This is a genomic window from Parvibaculum sp. (assembly GCF_039680535.1).
Classification (GTDB): Bacteria; Pseudomonadota; Alphaproteobacteria; order Parvibaculales; family Parvibaculaceae; genus Parvibaculum.
The window spans coordinates 63,641-86,212 of record NZ_JBDKSS010000019.1 but is presented as its reverse complement, the minus strand read 5'-3'; the positions used below and the strand labels follow the sequence as shown (position 1 = coordinate 86,212).

General features: G+C 64.1%; 24 protein-coding genes. 13 read left to right on the top strand and 11 right to left on the bottom strand.

The features are described 5' to 3' along the window. Positions 1-65: 65 nt before the first annotated feature. Positions 66-653 carry a Spy/CpxP family protein refolding chaperone gene (locus ABFC66_RS13680; RefSeq protein WP_346741524.1) on the top strand — a complete coding sequence of 196 codons (588 nt, stop codon included), beginning with the start codon at positions 66-68 and terminating at the stop codon, positions 651-653. A 45-nt stretch (positions 654-698) separates the two neighbouring features. On the opposite strand, the gene ABFC66_RS13675 is transcribed toward ABFC66_RS13680, so the two are convergent. Continuing rightward, positions 699-2,117 carry an FAD-binding oxidoreductase gene (locus ABFC66_RS13675; RefSeq protein WP_346741523.1) on the bottom strand — a complete coding sequence of 473 codons (1,419 nt, stop codon included), beginning with the start codon at positions 2,115-2,117 and terminating at the stop codon, positions 699-701. 42 nt (positions 2,118-2,159) lie between these two features. Beyond that, positions 2,160-3,662 (bottom strand): glycerol kinase GlpK, encoded by a 1,503-nt coding sequence (gene glpK / locus ABFC66_RS13670; RefSeq protein ID WP_346741522.1) that lies wholly within the window; start codon positions 3,660-3,662, stop codon positions 2,160-2,162. A 204-nt stretch (positions 3,663-3,866) separates the two neighbouring features. Between glpK and moaA the strand changes: the two genes are divergently transcribed. Further along, positions 3,867-4,856, top strand: coding sequence for a GTP 3',8-cyclase MoaA (gene moaA, locus ABFC66_RS13665; protein ID WP_346741521.1), 990 nt, complete (start codon positions 3,867-3,869; stop codon positions 4,854-4,856). Here moaA and cutA read toward each other — a convergent pair. After that, positions 4,853-5,194 carry a divalent-cation tolerance protein CutA gene (cutA, locus tag ABFC66_RS13660; RefSeq protein ID WP_346741520.1) on the bottom strand — a complete coding sequence of 114 codons (342 nt, stop codon included), beginning with the start codon at positions 5,192-5,194 and terminating at the stop codon, positions 4,853-4,855. The two genes, moaA and cutA, sit on opposite strands and share 4 nt — an antisense overlap. Positions 5,195-5,247: 53 nt before the next feature. Between cutA and ABFC66_RS13655 the strand changes: the two genes are divergently transcribed. Both ABFC66_RS13655 and ABFC66_RS13650 read left to right on the top strand, forming a co-directional pair. Continuing rightward, entirely contained in the window at positions 5,248-6,024 is a 777-nt protein-coding gene (locus tag ABFC66_RS13655) for an NAD kinase (RefSeq protein ID WP_346741519.1), read from the top strand. 114 nt (positions 6,025-6,138) lie between these two features. Next, complete coding sequence (locus ABFC66_RS13650; RefSeq protein ID WP_346741518.1) at positions 6,139-6,783, top strand: hypothetical protein; 645 nt, start codon at positions 6,139-6,141, stop codon at positions 6,781-6,783. 55 nt (positions 6,784-6,838) lie between these two features. Here the strand turns inward: ABFC66_RS13650 and ABFC66_RS13645 are convergent, their stop codons facing one another. Further along, complete coding sequence (locus ABFC66_RS13645; RefSeq protein ID WP_346741517.1) at positions 6,839-7,639, bottom strand: NUDIX hydrolase; 801 nt, start codon at positions 7,637-7,639, stop codon at positions 6,839-6,841. 176 nt (positions 7,640-7,815) lie between these two features. On the opposite strand from ABFC66_RS13645, the gene ABFC66_RS13640 reads away from it, so the two are divergent. Continuing rightward, positions 7,816-8,961 carry an EAL domain-containing protein gene (locus tag ABFC66_RS13640; RefSeq protein WP_346741516.1) on the top strand — a complete coding sequence of 382 codons (1,146 nt, stop codon included), beginning with the start codon at positions 7,816-7,818 and terminating at the stop codon, positions 8,959-8,961. Between the two features lie 115 nt (positions 8,962-9,076). On the opposite strand, the gene pcaF is transcribed toward ABFC66_RS13640, so the two are convergent. Next, the gene (gene pcaF / locus ABFC66_RS13635; protein ID WP_346741515.1) at positions 9,077-10,291 is read right to left on the bottom strand and encodes a 3-oxoadipyl-CoA thiolase; all 1,215 of its coding nucleotides are present in this window, start codon (positions 10,289-10,291) and stop codon (positions 9,077-9,079) included. A gap of 78 nt (positions 10,292-10,369) precedes the next feature. Next, entirely contained in the window at positions 10,370-11,503 is a 1,134-nt protein-coding gene (locus tag ABFC66_RS13630; protein ID WP_346741514.1) for a DUF2336 domain-containing protein, read from the bottom strand. Positions 11,504-11,664: 161 nt separating this feature from the next. Here ABFC66_RS13630 and ABFC66_RS13625 point away from each other — a divergent pair, with 161 nt between their 5' ends. Next, entirely contained in the window at positions 11,665-12,864 is a 1,200-nt protein-coding gene (locus ABFC66_RS13625) for a CaiB/BaiF CoA-transferase family protein (protein WP_346741513.1), read from the top strand. Here ABFC66_RS13625 and ABFC66_RS13620 read toward each other — a convergent pair whose 3' ends face one another. The 3 genes from ABFC66_RS13620 to ABFC66_RS13610 form a co-directional block, all read right to left on the bottom strand. Continuing rightward, positions 12,865-13,878 carry a lytic transglycosylase domain-containing protein gene (locus ABFC66_RS13620; protein WP_346741512.1) on the bottom strand — a complete coding sequence of 338 codons (1,014 nt, stop codon included), beginning with the start codon at positions 13,876-13,878 and terminating at the stop codon, positions 12,865-12,867. A gap of 218 nt (positions 13,879-14,096) precedes the next feature. Beyond that, entirely contained in the window at positions 14,097-14,546 is a 450-nt protein-coding gene (locus ABFC66_RS13615) for a response regulator (protein WP_346741511.1), read from the bottom strand. Between the two features lie 70 nt (positions 14,547-14,616). Further along, positions 14,617-15,024, bottom strand: a complete 408-nt coding sequence (locus ABFC66_RS13610) for an HIT family protein (protein WP_346741510.1) — start codon at positions 15,022-15,024, stop codon at positions 14,617-14,619. Between the two features lie 113 nt (positions 15,025-15,137). Between ABFC66_RS13610 and ABFC66_RS13605 the strand changes: the two genes are divergently transcribed. From ABFC66_RS13605 to ABFC66_RS13585, 5 genes are all read left to right on the top strand, one after another. Continuing rightward, entirely contained in the window at positions 15,138-15,608 is a 471-nt protein-coding gene (locus tag ABFC66_RS13605) for a MaoC family dehydratase (protein WP_346741509.1), read from the top strand. Between the two features lie 2 nt (positions 15,609-15,610). After that, positions 15,611-16,486 carry a CoA ester lyase gene (locus tag ABFC66_RS13600; protein WP_346741508.1) on the top strand — a complete coding sequence of 292 codons (876 nt, stop codon included), beginning with the start codon at positions 15,611-15,613 and terminating at the stop codon, positions 16,484-16,486. Positions 16,487-16,502: 16 nt separating this feature from the next. After that, positions 16,503-17,426, top strand: a complete 924-nt coding sequence (locus ABFC66_RS13595) for an NAD(P)-dependent oxidoreductase (protein ID WP_346741507.1) — start codon at positions 16,503-16,505, stop codon at positions 17,424-17,426. A gap of 63 nt (positions 17,427-17,489) precedes the next feature. Beyond that, positions 17,490-18,923 carry a tetratricopeptide repeat protein gene (locus ABFC66_RS13590; RefSeq protein ID WP_346741506.1) on the top strand — a complete coding sequence of 478 codons (1,434 nt, stop codon included), beginning with the start codon at positions 17,490-17,492 and terminating at the stop codon, positions 18,921-18,923. Positions 18,924-19,133: 210 nt separating this feature from the next. Continuing rightward, positions 19,134-19,943, top strand: a complete 810-nt coding sequence (locus tag ABFC66_RS13585; protein WP_346741505.1) for a phytanoyl-CoA dioxygenase family protein — start codon at positions 19,134-19,136, stop codon at positions 19,941-19,943. Positions 19,944-19,945: 2 nt separating this feature from the next. Here the strand turns inward: ABFC66_RS13585 and ABFC66_RS13580 are convergent, their stop codons facing one another. Continuing rightward, positions 19,946-20,701, bottom strand: a complete 756-nt coding sequence (locus ABFC66_RS13580) for an HAD family hydrolase (RefSeq protein ID WP_346741504.1) — start codon at positions 20,699-20,701, stop codon at positions 19,946-19,948. Positions 20,702-20,781: 80 nt separating this feature from the next. Here ABFC66_RS13580 and ABFC66_RS13575 point away from each other — a divergent pair, with 80 nt between their 5' ends. Beyond that, entirely contained in the window at positions 20,782-21,042 is a 261-nt protein-coding gene (locus ABFC66_RS13575; protein ID WP_346741503.1) for a hypothetical protein, read from the top strand. 9 nt (positions 21,043-21,051) lie between these two features. On the opposite strand, the gene ABFC66_RS13570 is transcribed toward ABFC66_RS13575, so the two are convergent. After that, positions 21,052-21,633, bottom strand: a complete 582-nt coding sequence (locus tag ABFC66_RS13570; protein ID WP_346741502.1) for a nitroreductase — start codon at positions 21,631-21,633, stop codon at positions 21,052-21,054. Positions 21,634-21,735: 102 nt separating this feature from the next. Between ABFC66_RS13570 and ABFC66_RS13565 the strand changes: the two genes are divergently transcribed. Then, a complete protein-coding gene (locus ABFC66_RS13565) occupies positions 21,736-22,569 on the top strand; it encodes a hypothetical protein (RefSeq protein ID WP_346741501.1) in 834 nt (277 codons plus the stop codon). The last annotated feature ends 3 nt before the right edge of the window (positions 22,570-22,572 follow it).

The window sequence follows — 22,572 nt, the reverse complement described above, 5'->3', positions numbered from 1 at the left end:
CCGACGGATATCCCTCCGCGCGTCGTTTCATCGCTCAAGGGGGTCGCCTGAGAAGGAGTTCGGAAATGAGAAACAAACTGCTGACGGGTGGCGCTGCCGCCCTACTCTGCGTGGGGCTTTTCGCCATGCCGTCCTATGCGGAAGACACCAAGCCACCCCGCCCAGCCGCCGCGGAAATGCAGAAATTCGCAAAGGACCGGTGCGCAGAGCGGTCGGCCCGCGTTGCAGGCGGTCTCGCCTATCTGGAAGCACGGCTGAAGCCCAGCGCGGCGCAGCTTCCCCTCTGGAACAAATGGCGCGATGCCACTCTCGCCAATGCCAAGGCCACCGAGCAGGCCTGCTTCGAGCGGCCGCTCCCGCCGAGCGGCAAGGACGGCGCCCCAACCATCGTCGAACGCCGCGCCTTCATGCAGAAAATGCTGACGCTGAAGCTCGATTCGATGAAGGCTTCGCAACCCGCCCTCGAAGCGCTTTATCAATCGCTCGACGCGGACCAGAAGGAAATCCTCAATCGGTTTGGCGATTTTGAAATGCGCCCACCCTTCGGACACGGCCCCCGCGCCGAGCACCGGGGCATGCTCAAGGGCGGCTCGCGCATGATGAAGGATGACGAAGCGCCGGACGGTCCCGACGCGCCGCCGCCTGCCGAATGAATGGACGAGCGGCGGGCCCATGGACCCACCGCTCGCCTTCCATGCCTATTCCGCCGCCTTTGCGTGTGAGCCCGCGGGCTCCAGCACCTTGCCGGGATTGAGAATGCCCTTGGGGTCGAGCGCCGCCTTCAGCGTCCGCATCAAGGCGACCTCTTCCGGCGAGCGTGACCAGCCGAGATACGGCCGTTTCTCAAGGCCGATGCCATGCTCCGCCGAAACGGAGCCGCCGCGCTTGCGCAAAGCGCCATAGACGATCGCTTCGACCTCCTTGCGTATGGCCGGCGTGTGCTCGGGCACGCTTCCCGGAATGACATGCAGGTTGCCGTCGCCGAGATGGCCGAAAACCATCAGCGAATGCGCCGGCCATTTCGCCGCGAGGCCCTCGCGCACCTCGGCGATATAGCTCTGCATGTCGGCGATCTTCAGGCTCACATCGAATGTGAAGATCGGCCGGTTGCGCGCAACCTGCCCCACATCGTCGCGCAACGCCCACATCTGGTTTCGTTCGGCCTGATTTTTCGCGATCACCGCATCGGACACCTGCCCGTCCTCAAGCGCCGCCATCAGCGCCTTTTCAAAGCGCGCGGAGTCTTCTTCCTGATCCCCGCCCATGGACTCGACGAGCACGTAATAGGGATGGCCGTAATCCAGCAGAGTCTTTCCCTTGGCCGGCTCCGTCGTCACGAGCTTGTAGAAATCCTCCCACAGCACCTCGAAGGCTGAGAGCGTGCCGCCCAGCGCACGCTCCATATGGCGCAGGAATTTCGGCAGCTGTTCGAAGCTCTCCACAGCGACGAAGCCCGTATCCTGAGACAAGGGTTTCGAACGCAGGCGCAACACGGCGCGTGTCACGATGCCGAGCGTACCCTCCGAGCCGATGAAGAGCTGTTTCAGGTCGTAGCCCGCATTGTTCTTGATGAGATGGTTGAGCGAGGAAATCACCGTGCCGTCGGCCAGCACCGCTTCGAGGCCGAGCACCATGTCGCGCATCATGCCATAGCGGATGACGCGATTGCCGCCCGCATTGGTCGAGATGTTGCCGCCGATGGTGGCCGATCCGCGCGCGCCGAGATCGAGCGGAAAGAGCGCACCCTGCGTCTCCACCGCTTCGCAAAGCGCCTGCAAGATGCACCCCGCCTGCACCGTCGCCGTGCCGCCCGCGACGTCGATTTCCTCGATGCGGTTCATGCGGTCGAGCGAGAGCACGATATGCCCCTCCGCCTCTGCACCTTCGACGAGCCCGGTCTTGCCGCCCCACGGAACAATAGGCTCGCCCGCCGCATGGGCGAGCTTCAGGATTTTTGAAACCTCTTCCGTCGAAGCAGGACGCAACACGGCGCGCGGACTTCCGAGCCTGCTCCAGCCGCCCTGCGCCTTCTCCGCTGCCTCTGCGCCTTCGAGCACACTGCCGACCGGCAGCGCCGCCTTCAGTTTCGCAATGAGGTCGTCCGTCGAAGCGGCCATGAGCGTTCTCCCGATTGGTCGTTTTGGGAACTATAACACGGGCTAGCGCGTCAGCACCCGCCCGACAGCCTGTCCCCAGCGGCCATAGCGCGCGGATCGTTCGGCCTCCACCATTTCCGGCTCAAAGCGGCGCTCGCATTGCCAGTGGCGGGCGACATCCTGCGGCGTGCCGTAGAAGCCGACCTGCATGCCCGCGAGATAGGCCGCGCCGAGCGCCGTCGTTTCGGTGATGGCCGGACGTTCGACCGGACGGCCCAGAATGTCCGTCAGGTTCTGCATGAACCAGTTGTTCGCAACCATGCCGCCATCGACGCGGAGCGCCTGCGGACTTTCAAGACCCGCCGCCTTCATGTCGGCGGTCATCGCCTCCATGAGATCGCGCGTCTGAAAGGAAACGGATTCGACCGCCGCCCGGACGATTTCGGCGGCGCCCGTGTCCCGCGTCATGCCGAAGAGCGCTGCTCGCGCATGCGGGTCCCAGTAAGGCGCGCCGAGGCCGGTAAAGGCGGGCACCAGCACGACGGAGGAATTGGGGTCCGCGTCGGCGGCCAGCGCCTCGCTCTCCGCCGAACTGGAGATCAGCCGCATCTCGTCGCGCAGCCATTGCACGATGGCGCCCGCCATGAAGATCGAGCCTTCCAGCGCATAGGTCGTCTTACCGCCGAGACGATAGGCCACGGTCGTCAGCAGGCGGTTCGCGCTCGCCACCTGCCGCTCGCCGGTGTTGAGGACGGCGAAACAGCCCGTGCCATAAGTCGATTTCATCAGCCCCGGCTCGAAGCAGGCCTGCCCCACCGTCGCCGCCTGCTGGTCGCCCGCGACGCCCGCGACGCGAACCTCCGCACCGAAGAGCGATTTTTCCGTCAGGCCAAAATCGGCGCAGCAATCTTTCACCTCCGGCAGCAGCGCGCGGGGAATGCCGAGCCAGCCGAGGATTTCATCGTCCCATTGTTGGGTGCCGATGTTGAACAGCAGCGTCCGCGAAGCGTTGGTCGCATCGGTCGCATGCACCTTGCCTCCGGTGAGCTTGTAGATGAGCCAGGAGTCGATGGTGCCGAAGCAAAGCTCACCCTTCTCCGCCCGCGCCCGCGCATTCGGCACATGGTCGAGCAGCCAGGCGAGCTTGGTGCCGGAGAAATAGGGATCGAGCAGAAGCCCCGTCTTCGCCTGAACCGCAGGCTCCTTGCCCTCCGCCTTCAACCTCGCGCAGAGCTCCGCCGTGCGGCGGTCCTGCCAGACGATGGCGTTGTGGAGCGGCTTCCCCGTCGCCCGCTCCCAGAGCACGGTCGTCTCGCGCTGATTGGTGATGCCGATGGCCGCGATATTCTCGACATGGGTGCCCGCCGTCAGCAGGCCCCGGCAAACATCGAGCGTCGCCTGCCAGATTTCCCCTGCGTCATGCTCCACCCAGCCATCCTGCGGGTAGATCTGGCGCAGCTCCTTCTGCCGCACCCGCATGGGCGAGCCGGACTGGTCGAAAAGCAGCGCCCGGGTGCTCGTGGTGCCCTGATCGATTGACAAAATGTAATGTGCGCTGGTCGACATCCTCGCCCTCCCCGCTTGCGGCGAGCGAAGGCTAGCCTGTGCGCCCGGCCTTTGAAACCGCCCAAACCGCCCCCGCCGAAGCGCCGGACTGCCAAAAAAATTGCCCCTACACGACTTGGGGGAGAAATTCCCACGGGGAGGTGTTATCGTTATTCTATGACCTTCGAGCCTCGTGCCCTCACCCCGGCCCCGGAAGCCTCCCCCATGATCGACCCGTTCGGACGGGCGGTGACCTATCTGCGCGTCTCGGTGACGGATCGTTGCGACTTCCGCTGCACCTATTGCATGTCGGAGCACATGACCTTCCTGCCGAAGAAGGAGCTTCTGACGCTCGAGGAGCTCGATCGCGTCTGCTCGGCCTTCATCGCCAAGGGCGTCCGCAAGCTTCGCCTCACGGGCGGTGAACCGCTGGTCCGCCGGGACGTGATGACGCTCATCCGCTCGCTCGGCCGGCACCTCGAAACCGGCGCGCTGGAAGAACTGACGCTGACCACCAATGGCAGCCAGCTCGCGCGCTTCGCCGGGGAGCTCGCCGCCGCCGGCATCCGCCGCATCAATGTCTCGCTCGACACGCTTGACGCAAAGCGCTTCGCCCATATCACGCGCTGGGGACGTTTGCCTCAGGTACTCGAAGGTATCGAGGCCGCGACCAAGGCCGGCATCAAGGTCAAGATCAACACCGTCGCGCTCAAGGACGACAACGCGGCCGAACTCCCCTCGCTCGTCGAATGGGCGCATGGACAGGGCCACGACATCACGCTCATCGAAACCATGCCCATGGGCGAGATCGACGAGGACCGCACGGATCAATATCTGCCGCTGTCGCGCGTCCGCGCCGATCTGGAAACACGCTGGACGCTCGAAGACCTGCCCGACCGCACGGGCGGCCCCGCCCGCTATGTCCGCATCCGCGAGACGGGCGGAAGGCTCGGCTTCATCACGCCGCTCAGCCATAATTTCTGCGAGAGCTGCAACCGCGTCCGCCTCACCTGCACGGGCACGCTTTTCATGTGCCTCGGGCAGGAGGATGCCGCTGACCTCCGTGCCGCTGCGCGCGCGAGCAGCAGCGACGATCTCCTGAATGCCGCCATCGACGAAGCCATCGGCCGCAAGCCCAAGGGCCACGACTTCGTCATCGACCGCGAGCACAAAGGCCCCGCCGTCGGGCGGCACATGTCGGTGACGGGCGGCTAGGCCTTCACCTGCCCCCGCGCCCAGGCGAGGTAATCCTCATTTCCGTTTTCGATCGGCAGCACAAGGAAGGCGGGCACCTCATAGGGGTGGAGTTTTCGCGCCGCCGCGATCGTCTCTTCGGCCAGCGCCCGGCGCGTCTTGATGAAGGCGACGACCTCGCCGTCCGTCTCCACCTCCCCCTTCCATTCGTAAACGGAAACAATGCCCGGATAGAGGTTCACGCAGGCCGCAAGCCGGTCCCTCACCAGCGCCCGCGCCATGGCCTCGGCCGTGCCGATATCCGGCAAGGGTGTGTAGATAAAGACGAATTCCGAGCCTATTTGCGTCTCGCCGCTCATGTGCTTATCTCCTGCCCTCGCGCGGGACTATAGTGCCCCATGCGGCCGACGGAATGGAACTGATGAAGTTCGACAAGATCGCCTTCGTGGCAACCGATGTGCCCGAAGCCCAGGAAGCGCTGAAGACGCTCACCGACCGTTACGGCAATGCCGCGCCGGCGGAGGCGGATGTTTTCGTCGCGCTGGGCGGTGACGGCCTCATGCTCCAGACGCTCCACAAGCACATGCATCGCGGCATCCCGATCTACGGCATGAACCGCGGCTCCGTCGGCTTCCTGATGAACGAATACAAGCCCGACCATCTGCGCGAGCGGCTTGAAGCCGCCGAGATTGCCCGCCTCCATCCCCTGCGCGCCCACGCAACGCTCGCAAACGGGTCGGAGCATCAGGCACTCGCGATCAACGAAGTGTCGCTCTTGCGCGAAACGGCGCAGGCCGCAAAGATCCGCATCTCCATCGATGACAAGGTCCGCATGGCGGAGCTCATCTGCGACGGCGTGCTCGTCGCCACGCCTGCCGGATCGACAGCCTATAATCTCTCGGCGCAGGGGCCCATCATCCCCATCAACGCGGCACTTCTCGCGCTGACGCCGATCAGCGCCTTCCGCCCCCGCCGCTGGCGCGGTGCGCTGCTCTCGCACCATGCGAAAGTGCGCTTCGAAATCCTCGAAGCCGAGAAACGCCCCGTCAGCGCGGTGGCCGACCACCGCGAATTCCGCGACGTGGTCGACGTAAGGGTCGAGGAAGATCCGTCCATCGACCTTCTGATGATGTTCGACGAGGGCCACAGCCTTGATGAACGCATCCTCACCGAGCAGTTCCTGCACTAGGCGCGCCTCGGAACCGGTCGCCGCGCATCGTCACGGCGTCCGTCATTCTTTCCCCTCGCTGTCCGGGCCGGACCGGGACATACTTCGGTGCTGTCACGCAGGGGAGCGACATTCATGAAAATTCGTCTATGGCGCACTCCTAGCGCCTTTGCCATGGCCCTTACCGCCACGCTCTTCATCGGCGCGCCGGTCGCCGCCGCTGAGATCAACGCCGAAGTCATGCAGAAATGGGCGACGGTGACGGTCGTGCATTATGCGGTGACCGGCGACTATTCCGCCGACGCGCTGATCGTCAATGCCGGGACAAACGGCTATGCGCCCGTCAAGGACCGGGTCGAGGTGAGCTTTGACTGGGACCAGACCGAAGCCAAACTCGTCGGCGAGCCCATCATCAAAAATCTCCCCACCGAGATCGGCGCCCTGCGGAACGGCGCGGCCGGATGCCGGGCACCCGCGCTCAACGGCAAATACGAGCACTTCACGTTGCTGTCGTTGAAAGAAGGGCTCGGCGGCCAGCTCGCCATGTCGGTGCGGCGCGATTACCCCGCCGCCGCCATGCCCGTGGCCTGCACAGGCGGGTCGGAGTCCGTGCCGGCCAGATCGACCACGGAGAATGCGGACCTCGCCGTTCCCGGAACGATGATCCTCGCCATGCCGGTGGAACCCGGCAGCCAATTGACGGTCTCGTCCGACGGCAAGTCGATGATCGTCGTCGACAAGGGCTGGACCTGGACCTACACACCGACGCCGGTGCGATAGACGCCCGGCCCTCGGCGAGCGCACCCTGACAGAACAGTTTCCGTTCTGAAGCCGCTTACACCTTCACGCGTGACAACGGCTCGTCGTTGACGTCGTAACCCGCGTCGATGGGAATGCGCAGCACGGGCTCGCCGGCCTCGTTCTTCGTCACCTGCGGCTCGACGGTGACGATGCGCGCGGCCCGAGCCGTTTCGATGGCATGGGCGGCATTTTCGTGACGGCCAAGCTTCTGCACATTGACGCGCGTCGGGAAGATGATGGTGCGCTTGCCTTCTTCCGCCTCGCGCACGGCGTCGAGCGGCTTGATCCAGACCGAGTCGACCGACTCCGATCCGTCATGCACGGCAAGATGATCTTCCGGCGCCATGGCGAGATAGAAGCGCGTGTCGAAGCGCTTGGGCATCATGTTCGGCGTGATCCAGTGCGCGTAAGGCGTCAGCAGATCGGCGGCAAGGCGCAGACCTTCTTCGGCCAGCATGTCGCCAATGCCGATCTCACCCTTGTTCAATGCGTCGCGCCGATGCTCAAGTTCGGTCAGCCGCGCCGCGTTGACGAGCGCGCCCGTCTTCTCATCGCGGGCAAGCAGCACGCCGCATTCCTCATAGGCCTCGCGGATCGCCGCGACGCGCATCGCAAATTCCCAATCGTCCAGATTCTCCGCACCGTCGACGAGCCCACGCACATTTTCATGCCGGTCGCGCGGATCGACCTTGCCGCCCGGAAAGACGAGCGCGCCGGAGGCGAAGTCGATCTGGTGATGGCGCACCACCATGAAGACTTCGAGGCCCTCCGCGCTGTCGCGCAGCAGGAGAATGGTGGCAGCCGGAATCAGCTTGTCGCTTGCCGGGTTGGACATGGACTTACTCCCTGTTTCATTTCCTGACGCTTTTTCTGGCTGAGCGTCTTTTTCTTAATCTATTGGCAAGGCTGTTTGCCGCGCCACCGGATTGTTAAGCCGGCCTAAACCAGCCGCAGGGCAAATTTCAAGCAGGCGCCTTGCGCCTGCCCCGCGACCAAAGAATTTGGCCCAAGATGTACAGCAGTTCCTTTCGGCTGACCAACCGCGACATCGACCTCGCTTTCGAGGCGCGGCATCTGCACCTCGTCTTCCAGCCGAAGATCGAGCTTGCGACGGGCCGCGTGCTCGGCGCCGAAGCCTATGTCCGCTGGCTTCATCCGGATTATGGGCTGATGCCGCCGGGCCTCTTCCTTTCCTTCTTCGACCGCCATGGACGTAGCGGCGAGCTGACCCGTTTCGTCGCCGCCGCCGCTTCCGAGTCGATGGAGGCCTGGCGCCTCCGCGGCCAGAACTGGCCGGTCTCGCTCAACATTTCGGGCAGCGACCTCACCGATCCGGCCCTTCCGGGCGCGTTGGACGGCATCATCGGCGAACATGGGCTCGACCCGTCGCAATTCACCATTGAAGTGCCCGAGGCCGTTTTCGCACGGCACGGTCAGGATGCTGTCGCGACCATCGCCGAAATGCGGCGCCTCGGCTTCCGCACGGCGCTGGATGGCGGCGGCGCCGTCATCGTGCCGCAGGAGCTTCTCACTCCCGACCACTTCAGCGAGATCAAGATTTCAGGCGGCGCCATCATCCAGTTCGCCCGCCGCCTCAAGCAGTCCGGCCTCGGGTTCATCGGCAAGCGCGTTGCGCTCGCCGCCGCCCAGGGGCTGGACGCAACCGCCGTCGGCGTCGAGGACGAGACCACCCTTTCCGCGCTGGCCGCGCTCGGCTTCACGGCGGCGCAGGGCTCGCATATCTGCCCGCCGCGCGAGCCGAAGGACCTTATCGGCTGGACATTCGCGCTGGATCTCAAGCGCGATCTTCAGGAAGCCGCCCGCGAGGACGAACTCGACGAGTTGGTCCTGACCGAAGCGCTCGACGAGCAGGAGGAAGCCGTCGCACGCCTCGACCTCCCCATCGTCGAGATGATCATCGACTACGAGGCACTCGATTACGCCATTCCGGGGACGGATGACATTCCGGTGCCGATCGCCGAAATCGATGTCGTCTGCATCTTTCCCGACCGCAAGCTCGTCGCCCTGTTGCGCCGCCTTCCGAAAAACGGACGCCGCATCGCCGGCGTCGACCAGCCGATCCGCATGCGCGTCAAGCGGCCGAAGCCAAAGCAGAAAAAGAAGAAGAATTTCTTCCTGCGCGCACTGGGAATGTAAGCGTTTTTATTGTCACCCCGGGCTTGTCCCGGCGTCCAGGGGCGTCGAATGCAGCGCCGGCAACTCCTGGATCCCGGCACGAGGCCGGGATGACGGTCCGCTTTCGGGCGAAGCCTTACACCCGCTCCACAATCATCGCGATGCCCTGCCCGACGCCAATGCACATGGTGCAGAGCGCATAGCGCGCGCCGCGTTCATGCAACTCCTGCACCGCCGTCGTGACGAGGCGCGCGCCGCTCATGCCGAGCGGATGGCCAAGCGCGATGGCGCCACCATTGGGGTTCACATGTTCTGCGTCGTCCGGCAGGCCGAGATCGCGCATGACCGCGAGGCCCTGCGCGGCGAAAGCCTCGTTCAACTCGATGACTTCGATATCGCCGATATTGAGGCCGGTCTTTTCCAGCACCTTGCGCGTTGCGGGCGCGGGCCCGATGCCCATGATGCGCGGCGGCACGCCCGCCGTCGCCATGCCGAGAATGCGCGCGCGAGGAGTGAGGCCATGCGCTTCGACAGCGCCGGCCGACGCGATGATCATGGCGCAGGCACCGTCATTGACGCCCGAGGCATTGCCCGCCGTCACCGAGCCGCCCTGACGGAACGGCGTCGGCAACTTCGCCAGCGCTTCAAGCGTGGTGTCGGGACGCGGATGCTCGTCCTGCGAGACGACAGTCTCCCCCTTCCTGCCGGAAATGGTGACCGGCACGATCTCCTTCGCGAAGCGGCCGGATGCCATGGCGCGTCCGGCGCGCTGCTGGCTCCGCACGGAAAACGCGTCCTGATCCTCGCGCGAGATCTGGAATTCCTCCGCGACATTCTCCGCCGTCTCGGGCATCGAATGTGTGCCGTATTGCCGGTTCATCAGCGGGTTGATGAAACGCCAGCCGATGGTCGTGTCATAGATCTGCGCATCGCGCGAATAGGCACTCGTCGCCTTGCCCATGACGAAGGGCGCACGCGACATGCTCTCGACGCCGCCCGCGATCATGAGATCGGTTTCGCCGGATTTGATGGCGCGGGCTGCCGTGCCGACCGCATCCATGCCCGAGCCGCAGAGGCGATTGATCGTCGAGCCCGGCACCGTATCGGGCAGGCCCGCCAGCAGCGACGACATGCGCGCCACGTTGCGGTTGTCCTCGCCCGCCTGATTGGCGCAGCCGAAGATCACATCGTCGATACGGCTCCAGTTGATCGAGGGATTGCGCTCCATCAGCGCCATGATCGGCACTGCGCCGAGATCATCCGCACGCACGGTAGCAAGCGCCCCGGCATACCGGCCGATCGGCGTTCTCACCGCGTCGCAGATAAAGGCTTCTCGTGTGGCATGCGTCATGGCTCTGGCCCTTTCTGATGGAAGGGCCGCAACCTACCAGCTTCCTTTTGGGTGCGCGAAGTGGTTTTTGTTCGGCCTTCAGGCCGCAAAGCCCCGGCCCAGGGACGCCCCGCTCAGGCGCCGCGTAATACGATCGATCAGGAAATCGACATCGCCGGCCTCGATGTCCGGAAACCTCTCGCCGATGCGTGTGAGCATGCAATGGCGCAGATATGGCCGGTCCGAAAGATGCCCGTCCGCCTGAAGCTCATGAATGACATCGAGTGCCGCGCGAAAGGCGACGTAGAAAACTTCCGGCAGCGCCGCGCGTGCATAGACGGCCCGGAAGCCAAGGGGCCCCACATCGTGAATGAGCCACGCCGCCCGCTCCGGCGGCACGCTGGTGAGCAGCGAAAAACCCGTCTCCACAAAACCAACCTCGCCCGCGCAGAGCGCGCGCAGAAGCAGAGAGGCCGAAAGCCGCTTGCGGTCCGCGATCTGAAGCGCGACAGGGCCGACCTCGTCGGGATTGATCGCCTGAAGCCGTTCGACCAGCACACGCTCGCGCGCCTGTTCTTCGAATATCTCCGCCATGGCCGGGTCGATGGCGTAACGCTCGATCATTTGCTGACGCAACTGATCGGACACGAGGGTCACGAGGCGCTCGATCAGGCAGGCCGGCAGATCGCCGCGGCGGGCCATAGGATCGATGATGTCCACGTCGCCGGCATACCGATCGACAATCCTGTTGAGCGCGGCGGGCCTGATGGCCGCGCCCTCATTGCCGACAAGCGTCTCGACGGCCGCGCGGCTGCCCACTTCCGCGATGGCATCGGCGACGGCCGGCGACACAATCCTTCGACCCGCGATGGCGCGCTGCTTGGCGCCGCCGCCCGTGAGAATCAGATGCACCATGTCCTCGTCGGTCAGAACCGTTGAGTTTTCGAGAACCGGAAGCGCAACCTCGTCGATATCGCGTGCGAGGGCGAGAATGATGCCGTGCGGCGCATCGGCAAGATCGCACAGGCTTTGCGCCAGCGCGCCGCGCACCTGCGCCGCGATGTCGCGCACCAGATATCCCAGAATTTCCTGAGCCAGTTCGCGCTCGCGCGGAGTCAGCACGACGTTGCGAAACTGAGAGGCGACCTTGCGCGCGATGGTCGCCCGGACGTCGTCCATCGGCTCGGAGAGCAGACGCTCCACGTCGGCATATATCAGCCTGTCCTGCATCATCGAGCCCGGCCCCAGAGAATCCGCATCGCACACTCTTCGCGCAGGCTAGGGCAAAGTCTTTAACGAAGCCTTCAGACCCGCGGCGAAACCGGCGCGCCTTTGACAGTCCCGGCGTTTCATGGATGATCGCCGGCAACAAGAAATCCAAAGAGGGAGCGGATATGCTCGAAGGTATCAAAGTCATAGAAATGGCGACCTACATCGCGGCGCCGGGCGCGGGCGGCATCCTTGCCGACTGGGGCGCGGAGGTCGTCAAGATCGAACCGCTGGCGGGCTGCCCCATGCGCTACACCATGGCGAGTATCGGCGCGGACCATCTCAAGGGCAGCCCGATCTTCGACCTCGACAACCGCGGCAAGAAGGGCGTCGCCATCAACACTGCGACGCCTGAGGGCGTGGAAGCGGTGAAGCGACTGGTCAAGGACGCCGACGTTTTCCTCACCAATGTCAGGCCCGGCGGGTTGGAGCGTTCGGGCCTCGACTATGCCTCGCTCTCGGCCATCAATCCGCGTCTCGTCTATGCCAGCGTCACCGGCTACGGCCTCGAAGGCGCGGAGCGCGACCGGCCCGGCTTCGACATCGCCGCCTTCTGGGCGCGCTCGGGCCTCGGCTATCTCGAAACGGTGAAGGGCACGGAGCCGACGACGCTCCGCACCGGCATCGGCGACCACACGACCAGCATGGCCACCGTCGGCGGCATTCTCGCAGCCTTGGTCGAACGCCAGCGCACGGGCAAGGGCCGCCTCGTCGAGTCGTCGCTCATCCGTACCGGTATCTATGCGGCGGGCTCCGACATGGCCATGCAGCTCAAATTCGGCAAACTTGGCTCCACCAAGTCGCGCCATGAGGCCGTGCAGCCGATCAGCAACTTCTTCAAGACCAGGAGCGGCGAGTGGTTTGTCATCGTGCCACGTCAGGGTTCGGTGGACTGGACTGCGGTCTGCAAGATCATCGGTCAGCCTGAACTCGAAACCGATCCGCGTTTCGCCAACCCCAAGGGCCGCCGCACCAATGCCGCCGAACTGGTGGACATTCTGGACGCGGCCTTTGCCCAGCACGATCTCGACCATTGGCGGCAGAAGCTAGACGAGCATGACGTGATCTGGTCGCCGCTGATGCATCCCAAGGATGTCGTGGCGGACCCGCAGGCGATCGCCGCCGGGGCCTTCGTCGACGTTCCCGAGGAGGATGGCTCGGGAACCTTCAAGGCGCCTGCGAGCCCCGTTCGCTTTCCCGGCGCCGATGACGGTCCCAAGGGCGCGGCCCCTGCCCTCGGCCAGCACACCCTCGATGTGCTGCGCGCCGCGGGCTACAGCGACGACGACCTCGCGAAGCTCAGGGACGCCAAAACCATCGGCTGATCAGCCATAGGCGAAGCCCGAACGCGGCAAGAGGCGGCTGGCCACTTTCGCCTTGTCGTCGCGTTCGTCCTTCGCCTCCTTGCGCTCGTTCTGGGCGGGAGCGTCGAGCGAATTGAGGACGGCGAGAACGCCGGGCGTAAGCCTCAGCGGCGAGCGGGAAATGGAAGCCGCTGCCGCCGAAACGGCGGCGGCGCGGTCGCCCGCCGCAGAGGCCGAATAGGAGGCCGAATAGGAGGCCGAATAAGAGGCCGAATAGAAGGGTTCAGCCACATCGTCATTGGCCGCGCTGAGCGATGTCGGCTCGACGCCGGCCGGCGCCGCCGTTTCCTGCGCCGAACTGGCCAGCACCGGCCGGGGCGCGAGTTCGCCGCCCTGCTGATGCTTGGAGACCAGATTCTGATAGACCTCCCCGACCGTCTTCGGCGCGCCCGACGAGGTGTAGAAGATCGACCGGTTTGCGGCGGCAGCCTGCGGAAACAGCAGATCGGCGCGCGCGTTCGGCGTGTCCTCGGCGGCGGAGATGAGCTTCGTCGCGCCGCCCGCCCCCAGGAAATGCGCGACATAGAGTTCGCCGGAGCTCACCGAACGCCCGAGGCTCGACTCGAGCCGGTCCTTGCTGTCGCTGGTTAAGGCTCCCGCCATCAGCGCCGAGACCTGCGGATCGTCGCGGAGGGCAAGAATTTCCCGGCGGGCGGCAGGATCGGCCACGACATACTTGCCGCGCGCATCCTGCGTGATCCGGTCGGCATACTGGGCCAGACCCAGCGCCGCACCATCCTTCTTCATCGTCGCGAGCCAGGTCTGCTCGGTGAACTGAAATAGTCCGCAAGCGCTGGAAGTGCCTGATTTAGCAGAGCAATTCAGGCTCGACTCGCGCATGGCCGTGTTCAGCAAATAGTTGAAGTCGGCCCCCGTCTGCGCGCTTGCATTCTGCAGCGCGGCGGCGATCTGGGTGGGTGCCGATATGGCTTGAACCAGGCTCATGCTCGAAAAGACCTCTGTTGCACGAGACATGGGTCGCAAGCTCCGTGCCAGAGGTAGAGCCCAGGGCGCGCGGGCGACAGGCAGCATCCCGGTGCTCAAGCCTGCTCAGAAGAGCCGACTGCCCGAGAGCGCTGCGCCACTCACCAAAAAATCACGATACAGAAATGGGTTAGGCGACATTGCTCCCGGATCGGATACAGACCCGGGGCATGAAAGCCGCCATTGCCGCGTTTCGCTGAAGCGTCGTCTCAGACTGCCTTGCCGAAAACGCGGAAGCGCCACGAATGGGAATTGTCCTGAACGAGCCTCATGGCCCTCTTCCCCTCGCGCAAGCAGCCCCGCGCGCGGGCCTGTTCGAGCTTGAAGGACAGAAGCTCCCGGTCGAACGGCTTGATCAGGAAGTCGTCGGCCCCCGCCTCCATGGCGGCGCGGACGCCAGCGGGCCCACCATCGGCGACAAAGAAAATGCAGGCACGCCCACCTTCCGGCAGCGATCTGATTTCGTCGATCAGCGCGGCAGTCTCGATCCGCGGCAACCGGGCATCGAGCAGGATGAGATCCGGTGCAACGCTCCGAACCATCCGCAGCGCTTCATCGCCATCGCGCGCACCTGCAACCTCGAAGCCCAGGCTTTCGAGCAGGAATTTCGCGGCCTTGCGGACCGGCGCGGATGAATCGGCGATGAGGCAGGTCGCCACGGCTCTCTCCATGATCGGCGGAAATTGCCGCCATGGAGCCAAGACTAGGGGGCGAACCTTAAACCAAAGGTTAACTGTGAAGCTCTTTTCTTAAGCTTTCGATAAGCTCTCCGGCAGCCGGCGGGTCATAGGGATCGGCCACACCCTGCCCCCAGACCGGCTTCGGCCAGGCGGCATCCCCCTCGAAACGGGCGATCACATGCACATGAAGCTGGTGCACCATGTTGCCCAGCGCCGCGACGTTGATCTTGTAAGCGCCGGTGAGCCGCCTCAGCGCCTCCGAGACCTGGTCGATCTCGGCGTGGAAAGTCGCCTTGTCGGCCTTCGCCACCTCATGGAAATCGCGCAAGCCGTCGCGGCGGGGCACGAGAATGGTCCAGGGGAAACGCCGGTCGTTCATCAACAGAACCCGGCAAAGCGCGAGGTCCTTCACCGTATAGGTATCGGCATGCAACTGTTCGTGGAGACGGAAGGTCATTCGGAGCCTTGACGCTTTTCATTTTTCCGGCGGACGGGGCTATAAGCTAACCCACAGGCGGGCAGCGAGGCGAGCCCCCAAGGTCACGCCTTCAGCGTCATATGGGAGATGAGATGCCGGGACTTCTTTTCGACGACTTTCAGGACGGTCAGCTTTTCAGGCATTCGATCACGCGCACCGTGACCGAGACCGACAACGTGCTCTTCTCGACCATGACGATGAACCCGGCGGCGCTTCATCTCGACCACCATTACGCGGCAACCGAGACCGAGTTCGGCAGGCCGCTGGTCAACAGCCTCTTCACACTCGGCCTGATGATCGGCATTTCGGTCCATGACACCACCCATGGAACGACCATCGCCAATCTCGGCATGACGGATGTGGTATTCCCCAAGCCCGTTTTTCAGGGAGATACGCTGCGCGTCGAAACGCGTGTGCTCGGCAAGCGGCGCTCCAAATCGCGTCCCAATGCCGGCATCGTGACCTTCGAGCACAAGGCCTATAACCAGCGCGGCGAGGAAGTCGCCTCCTGCACGCGGCAGGCCTTCATGCATGCGCGCGGAGCCGAGGCGGTCGAGGTCTGATCATGCGTTCCTTCCTTTTCATTCCGGCCGACAGCGACAAGAAGCTCGCCAAGGCCGCCTCCACCGGCGCCGATGCTCTGATCCTCGATCTGGAGGACTCGGTCGCTCTGTCGAACAAGGAAGCCGCGCGAGCCAATGCGCGCGACTATCTGAAAAGCGCATCCGCCACTGGCCCGCGCATCTGCGTCCGCATGAATGCGCTCGACACGCCGCTCTGGGAAGACGACCTGAAGGCCGTCGTCGCGCATCGCCCCTTCGCCATCATGGTGCCCAAGACCATTTCCGGCGACTGCGTGCGGAAGGTCGCAGCCACGCTCGACCATATCGAACGTGAGGCGGGCATCGAGGCGGGCGCCACGAAACTCTTCTGCGTGGCAACGGAAACCGCCGCCTCGCTCTTCAATCTCGGCACCTATGCAGGCGCAAGCCCTCGCCTCTTCGCGCTGACATGGGGCGCGGAAGACCTCGCCACAGCTCTCGGCGCGCGCAGCAACAAGGACGATGGCGGGAACTATACCGAGCCCTATCGCCTCGCCCGCACGCTGACGCTTGCAGGCGCGGTCGCAGCAGGCGTCATTCCGCTCGATGGCGTCTACAAGGATTTCCGCGACGAAACGGGCTTCATCGCCGAAGCGCGCGAGGCCGTGCGCGACGGCTTCACTGCCAAGATGGCGATCCATCCGGCGCAGGTGCCGCTCATCAACCGCGTCTTCACGCCTTCGGAAGAAGACGTGGCCCATGCCCGCGCCATCGTCGATGCCTTCGCGAAGGCAGGCGACGTCGGCGTCGTCGCTCTCGACGGTGTCATGCTCGACATTCCGCATCTGAAGCAGGCTCAGGCATTGATCGCGCGCGCCGAAGCGGCGCAGTCCGCCTGAGGCCCGGAAGGTTCCCATGAAGCCGCCCGTCTTTCTTGCTGTCCCGCTCGGCAAGGCCTTTCAGGACCAGTTGTCCGGGAAATTCACGCTGATCACCGATCCGGCGCAGCGGCATGAGGCCGAAGCAATTCTCCTTGCCGGCGCTTCCGTCACCGCTGCGAAGGAAATGGACGCGATGCCGAAGCTGCGCATCATCGCCTGCATCGGTTCGGGCCATGAAGGCATCGACGTCGCGGAAGCAACGCGGCGCGGCATCAGGGTGACGAACACGGTGGGCGCAAATGCCGCCGCCGTTGCCGATCTCGCAGTCGCTCTCCTCCTCGCCTCCATCCGCCACGTCGCCACCGGCGACAGGCTCATGCGCGCAGGCGTCTGGCGCGGCGATGCCGCCGCCCGGCTGCTCTTCTCGCCCGGCCTCACCGGACGCAAGATCGGCATTATCGGCCTTGGCGCCATCGGCGAGAAAATTGCGTCTCGCCTCGCCGCATTCGAAACCGAGATCGGGTATTACAGCCGCAGCAAGCGCGAGACCTCTCCCTACCGATATTTCGAGACGCCGCTTGCGCTCGCGACCTGGGCAGACGCGCTGGTGCTCGCCCACCGCGCCGACGACACCAACCGCCACATGGTCAACGCCGAACTCATCGAGGCGCTCGGGTCCCGTGGCCATATCGTCAACATAACGCGCGGCTCCGCCATCGACGAAGAGGCGCTCGTCTCCGCGCTCAAGTCCGGCAAGCTGGCCGGCGCCGGTCTCGACGTGTTCGAAGGCGAACCGGACCATATCCGCGCCGACCTGCGCGAGCTGTCCAATCTCGTGCTGACGCCCCATATCGGCGGCGCGAGCATCGAAGCGCTGCAATCCATGCTCAACGCTTCCATCGCCAATCTCGACGCCTTCTTCGCGGGCGCGCCTCTCCCCAATCCCGTCACCGCCTGACGCAGATTGACGCCACTCCCTGCGCCGTGCAGCTTGTGGCCATAGCCAAATGCGAGACATAACGTGAGCGATCAGACGCAAATGCCGATCAATATCATCGAGCGGCGCAAGGAAATCCTCGGCCTCATCCAGACGAACAAGAGAGGCCAGGCGGAAGCCAAGGCGCGCGCGCTTTTGTCGGATCAACCCGACGACGCCGAAACCATGTCGATGCTCGCGGCCGTGCTCATCGATCGCGGCGCAACGACGGAGGCCGAGCCGCTTCTGCGTCGCGCATTGGAGCTAGCGCCCCACTCGCCGGTGCCATGGGTCAATCTCGGCCGGCTGCTGCAGGCGAAGCATTTGTGGGCGGAAGCCGAGGATCACTATGCCCGCGCCGCCGAGGCGTTCCCGCGCAATCCGCTTTTTCATCTGACGCTCGGACAGATCGCCCAACGCGCCGGCCATTTCGCCACGGCGGAACAGGCCTTTCGCCGCGCGCTTGAGATCGAACCGGGAAACCCTGCAACCGTCACGCTGCTCGGCATGGTCGTGTTCCGTCAGGATCGCCTCGACGAAGCGGCGGAGCTTTTCCGCAAGTCCATCGCCATCGAACCCAAATTCGCCGCCGCCTATGGCAATCTCGGCAATATCGAACAGAAGCGCGGCGATCTCGCTGCCGCCGAAGCGGCCTATGAAAAGGCAAGTTCGCTCGATCCGAAGGACGGGCTTTCCTATGTCAGCCTCGGCATGGTGAAGCTTCGTCGCGGACAAGCACGCGAAGCGGCGGAAATCTTCGATCGCGCGCTCTCCAAGTTCGGGCCCGAGCGTCGCGCCGCCGCGTGGTTTCCTTTTGCGCGCGCGCAGGAGCTTGGCCAGATGCCCGCCGGCTTTCGCGCCGAGATGGCGCGCCTGATTACGCGTGTCACGCTGACGCCGCCCGAGGGCTATGCCTCCATCGCCGACTTCAACAAGGCACTTGCCGAAGCGTTGCGCGCAGATCCGACCACCGTCTGGGAACCGACGGGCAAGGCGACGCGCAAGGGCGGACAGACCGGCCTCCTGCTCGACAATCCGCGAGAGCCGTTTCTCACATTCGAGAAAATGCTCCGCATCGCCATCGACAGACACTTCGATGCGATCAGGCGTGAGAAACATCATCCGTTCTTCGGCATGGTGCCGGAAGCCTATACGCTCGACATGTGGGGCACGCTTCTATCCGAAGGCGGCCACCAGCATTCGCATATTCACACCGGCGGCTGGATGAGCGGCGCTTATTACGTCGCGCTCCCGCCGACCATGGGCACCGGAGAAGCGCGCGACGGCTGGATCGAATTCGGCAATCCTCCGCCGGAATTCGATGCCGATTTTGAGCCTCATACCCTGACCTTCGAGCCGCGCGAGGGCGACGCCTTCTTCTTCCCTTCCTACCTCTTCCACCGCACCCTGCCCTTCAGCGGCGAGGTGCAGCGCATCAGCATCGCCTTCGACGTGAAGCCGACAAGCTGGCGGAAATGAAATACGGCGCCTGCGGATGATTTCCGAAAGGCATTATTGCAGCGCACAAGAGGTCAGGAGTTTCATTTTGAGGCAGTCGGAGGCGAAACCCCCGGCTTCGGTCCGTTCACGCCGAACCCATTTGGTAACATAAACAGTTTCCCATTCGGCCTGAAGCGCTATGCTGTCTTCGAGAGACCTTTTCATCATCACTCCGGGGAGGGAGCCTGCATGGATGACAAAGACCTCGAAAAGCATCTCAGAGCCATCGAGAAAGATGGCTACACCATCGTCGAGAATGCGATCGACCCGGACCATCTCGTTGCGTTGAATGCCGCGCTCTTACGGCTCGAATACGAACTCGGCGTCGAGCCCGCGCGCAACGGCTTCGAGGGCCATCATACGGTCCGCATCTATAACCTCCTCGCGCATGGCAAGGTCTTCGAGCGGATTCCGACGCATCCGCTCGTGCTACCGATCGTCGAAGGCGTTCTGGACGAAGGATGCCTCGTGTCTTCCCTATCCTCGATCTCGATAGATCCCGGTGAACGGGCGCAGCCCATTCATGCCGACGACCAGATCATGCCGGTGCAGAAGCCGCACGCGCCGTTCGTCTGCAACTCCATGTGGGCTCTCACCGACTTCACCGAGGAGAACGGCGCAACGCGGATCATTCCCGGTTCCCACAAGCGCGACGCCTCTCCCAACTACGGGCAGGACTATGACAGCATCGCCGCCGAAATGCCGAAAGGCTCGGTCCTCATCTGGCATGGCAGCCTGTGGCATGGCGGCGGCGCCAACAAGTCGGGCGCGCGGCGCGTCGGAATCGCAATGAATTATTGCGCGGGCTTCATCCGGCAGCAGGAAAACCAGCAACTGGGTCTGCCGCTCGAAGTCGTCCGCACATTCGAGCCGCGCCTGCAGGATCTTTGTGGCTTCGACACATATCGAAGCCTGATCGGCCATATCGACAAGAAGACGCCCGCGCAGCGCCTGCTGGGCGAGGTTCGAGATTTCAAGTCCATCTGGGATCTCGGCTGAGATCAGCCGCGCTCGTCCAGCAGCATCGGCAGATCGGCAATGCTGTCGATGACCGCATCGGCAAGCGGCGCGAGGTCGCCGCGCGCGCTCGTACCCGTCAGTACACCGACCAGAAGTCCGGCACCCGCGGCGCGCCCCATGTCAAGGTCGTGGCTGTTGTCCCCCACCACCGCGACGGCCTCCGGCCCGACACCCACTGCCGCGCAAAATGCGTTGACCATGCCGGGCAAGGGCTTCGCGCCATAGCCGCTGTCGTAGCCGCAATGAAACTCGAGATGCTCGGCGAGACCAAACCGCGCGATGGTGGCAAACGCGGATGCTTCTCCGTCATTGGTCGCCAGACCGAGGCGAAGCCCCCGTTGGCGCAATGTGGAAAAGAGCACCTGCAGATCTGTCACCGGGTGCGACCGGCGCGGCGCTTCTCGCGCGAAAAGGCTGTCGAGATCTTCCACGAGCCGCCTCACCTCCCGCTTGACGCCGAGCTTGTTCCAGAGCGTCGCGAGTTCCACGGTCTCGCCGGCCGCAAACACGGTGCCCGCTCCGATCCGTCCCGTCGCCGCGTTGTAGCCCACCGCCTCGAGCAGGCGCGGAACAAGGCCTTCATCCCCTTCCGCGGCCATGGCCGCCGCTTCGCGCAGGATCGGCCCCCAGGTCTCGTGATAGCTGAAAAGCGTACCGTCCTTGTCGAAGAGAACGGCCCTGATTTCCGACCCCCGTTGCGGGCCTTTAACCGGATAGGGCATGTCGGAACCGGGCATAACCTTCACATTTCTGCTTTGAAGCGGGGCCGGATTATACTGTTAAATGTTGCGGCCTGACGAACAGGAGGAACACGCCGATGAGGACCGTCAAGATCGCCTTCGCGTTCCTTCTATTTCTCGCCGGCGTAGCCATCACGGGGCTCACCTATATTCAGAGCCATATTGCCGGCATCGCGACCGGCATGCTGCTCGTCATCGTGAATGCTGCCTACGCCTTCGATCATCGCCATGCGCTGTTCGGCATGGAGCTTTCGGATCGGCCCGCCCGTCCGGCCACGCAGACTGTCGCTCTGCGTCATGGGCAGATCATCGCGACCCGCCAGGATGGCAGCAGCTGAGCGCCCTTCCTAGTCGGCCTTCCACTCCGTCACGATGTCGGAAAGAGCCGGACGCTCTCGTTCGTCTTTGGGCTGGCTCGGACTGCCGAAATAAATGAAGCCTGCGAAGCGCTCGTTGTCGCCGAGCCCCAGCGCCTTCGCGACCTTGTCGCTATAGGAATACCACTCGGTCAGCCATGCGCCGACATAGCCCAATGCCGTCGCGGCGATCAGCATGTTCTGGCATGCCGCACCGGCGGAAAGGCGCTGCTCCCATTCGGGCGCCTTCTTGCTCGGCACAATCCGCGAAATCACGGCGACGACGAGAGGCGCCTGCAGAAAGCGCCGCTCTTCGAGCTTCAGCCGGTCTTCATCCGCGCGAGGTTCCTCCTCTGCGAAAATGTCGCGCAGGATTCTCCCGAACTTCGCCCGCGCATCGCCCTTGAAGACGATGAAACGCCAGGGGGCGAGCTTCCCGTGATCGGGCACGCGCGACGCTGCCCTCAGCATGATTTCGAGATCGGCGTCATCGGGTCCCGGCTCGACCATGGTCAGCGGCTTTACGGAGCGGCGGGAGAGCAGCAGGTCGATGGTTTCCTGGGAACGCGGCACGTCAGATTCCTTACCTTTGAGATTGCAGGAAAACTATGCATCACCCTTTACACCTGCAACCCCGCGCAGCAACATCGCGCCGGGCAAACAAGGGGGCATTCCGTGAGGTTTTTACGGTCGGGCGGAGCTTTGCGCGCAGCGCTGGCCGCCTCTGTGGGGTTGGTCGCCGCGGCGGGCGCCAATAATTCAGCATGGGCGGGCGCCTGGCCCATGGCGGAGGGCGACCTGCTCGTCATCATGCCTTTGAGCGCGACACGCGCCAACGATGCATATGGCGCCACTGGCAAGGTCGTGCCGCATAGCGACTACCGGAAGGTTGAACTCGCGCCCTATCTTGAATATGGGCTGACGAGCAATATCACCCTCCTCTCCTCGCTCGCGCTGACGCGCGACACCACCGACTATTTCGGCTACGAGTTCACCCAGCAGTCCATTTCGCGCCTGGAACTCGGCGCGCGCGTCGATCTTGGCGAATGGAGAGAAACGCGGTTTGCCCTGCAAGGCCTCGCGGTGCGGCACGGCGCGACATCCGGCGACGATCCTTTCAGCTCCCGGCGCGGCGACATAGACGGCGAGATAGGCCTCTTCATGGGCCGCAACTTCACCCTTCTCGGCATGAAGGGCTTTACCGACACCTATGGCGGCTACCGCTATCGACCTGGGGGACGGCCTGGAGAAGCCAAGCTCAACGTCACGGTCGGCACGCGGCCTCTCGTGAGCACCATGCTGCTCATGAAAGCGGAGAGCTCCACCTCGATAGGCAAGGTACAGGCCGAAGACACCGTTCAGCGCGTTGCCGCGAGCAAACTCGGTCTCTCCATCATGCAGCAGTTCACTGACAGCATCTCGCTCGAACTCGGCGGCATGCGCACCATCGCCGGGCAGAACAGCCTGCGCCAGACGACGTTGACGCTCGGCCTTTGGTATCGCCTCTGAGGC

Bases quoted from the DNA above. Each gene is read 5' to 3' on its own strand.
- ABFC66_RS13620 (WP_346741512.1), bottom strand. From the start codon at position 13,878: ATGTCTCGTGCAACAGAGGTCTTTTCGAGCATGAGCCTGGTTCAAGCC.
- ABFC66_RS13625 (WP_346741513.1), top strand. From the start codon at position 11,665: ATGCTCGAAGGTATCAAAGTCATAGAAATGGCGACCTACATCGCGGCG.
- cutA (WP_346741520.1), bottom strand. From the start codon at position 5,194: ATGAGCGGCGAGACGCAAATAGGCTCGGAATTCGTCTTTATCTACACA.
- ABFC66_RS13680 (WP_346741524.1), top strand. From the start codon at position 66: ATGAGAAACAAACTGCTGACGGGTGGCGCTGCCGCCCTACTCTGCGTG.
- ABFC66_RS13605 (WP_346741509.1), top strand. From the start codon at position 15,138: ATGCCGGGACTTCTTTTCGACGACTTTCAGGACGGTCAGCTTTTCAGG.
- ABFC66_RS13595 (WP_346741507.1), top strand. From the start codon at position 16,503: ATGAAGCCGCCCGTCTTTCTTGCTGTCCCGCTCGGCAAGGCCTTTCAG.
- ABFC66_RS13640 (WP_346741516.1), top strand. From the start codon at position 7,816: ATGTACAGCAGTTCCTTTCGGCTGACCAACCGCGACATCGACCTCGCT.
- ABFC66_RS13585 (WP_346741505.1), top strand. From the start codon at position 19,134: ATGGATGACAAAGACCTCGAAAAGCATCTCAGAGCCATCGAGAAAGAT.
- ABFC66_RS13575 (WP_346741503.1), top strand. From the start codon at position 20,782: ATGAGGACCGTCAAGATCGCCTTCGCGTTCCTTCTATTTCTCGCCGGC.
- pcaF (WP_346741515.1), bottom strand. From the start codon at position 10,291: ATGACGCATGCCACACGAGAAGCCTTTATCTGCGACGCGGTGAGAACG.
- ABFC66_RS13610 (WP_346741510.1), bottom strand. From the start codon at position 15,024: ATGACCTTCCGTCTCCACGAACAGTTGCATGCCGATACCTATACGGTG.
- ABFC66_RS13600 (WP_346741508.1), top strand. From the start codon at position 15,611: ATGCGTTCCTTCCTTTTCATTCCGGCCGACAGCGACAAGAAGCTCGCC.
- glpK (WP_346741522.1), bottom strand. From the start codon at position 3,662: ATGTCGACCAGCGCACATTACATTTTGTCAATCGATCAGGGCACCACG.
- ABFC66_RS13580 (WP_346741504.1), bottom strand. From the start codon at position 20,701: ATGCCCGGTTCCGACATGCCCTATCCGGTTAAAGGCCCGCAACGGGGG.
- ABFC66_RS13675 (WP_346741523.1), bottom strand. From the start codon at position 2,117: ATGGCCGCTTCGACGGACGACCTCATTGCGAAACTGAAGGCGGCGCTG.
- ABFC66_RS13645 (WP_346741517.1), bottom strand. From the start codon at position 7,639: ATGTCCAACCCGGCAAGCGACAAGCTGATTCCGGCTGCCACCATTCTC.
- ABFC66_RS13655 (WP_346741519.1), top strand. From the start codon at position 5,248: ATGGAACTGATGAAGTTCGACAAGATCGCCTTCGTGGCAACCGATGTG.
- ABFC66_RS13630 (WP_346741514.1), bottom strand. From the start codon at position 11,503: ATGATGCAGGACAGGCTGATATATGCCGACGTGGAGCGTCTGCTCTCC.
- moaA (WP_346741521.1), top strand. From the start codon at position 3,867: ATGATCGACCCGTTCGGACGGGCGGTGACCTATCTGCGCGTCTCGGTG.
- ABFC66_RS13650 (WP_346741518.1), top strand. From the start codon at position 6,139: ATGAAAATTCGTCTATGGCGCACTCCTAGCGCCTTTGCCATGGCCCTT.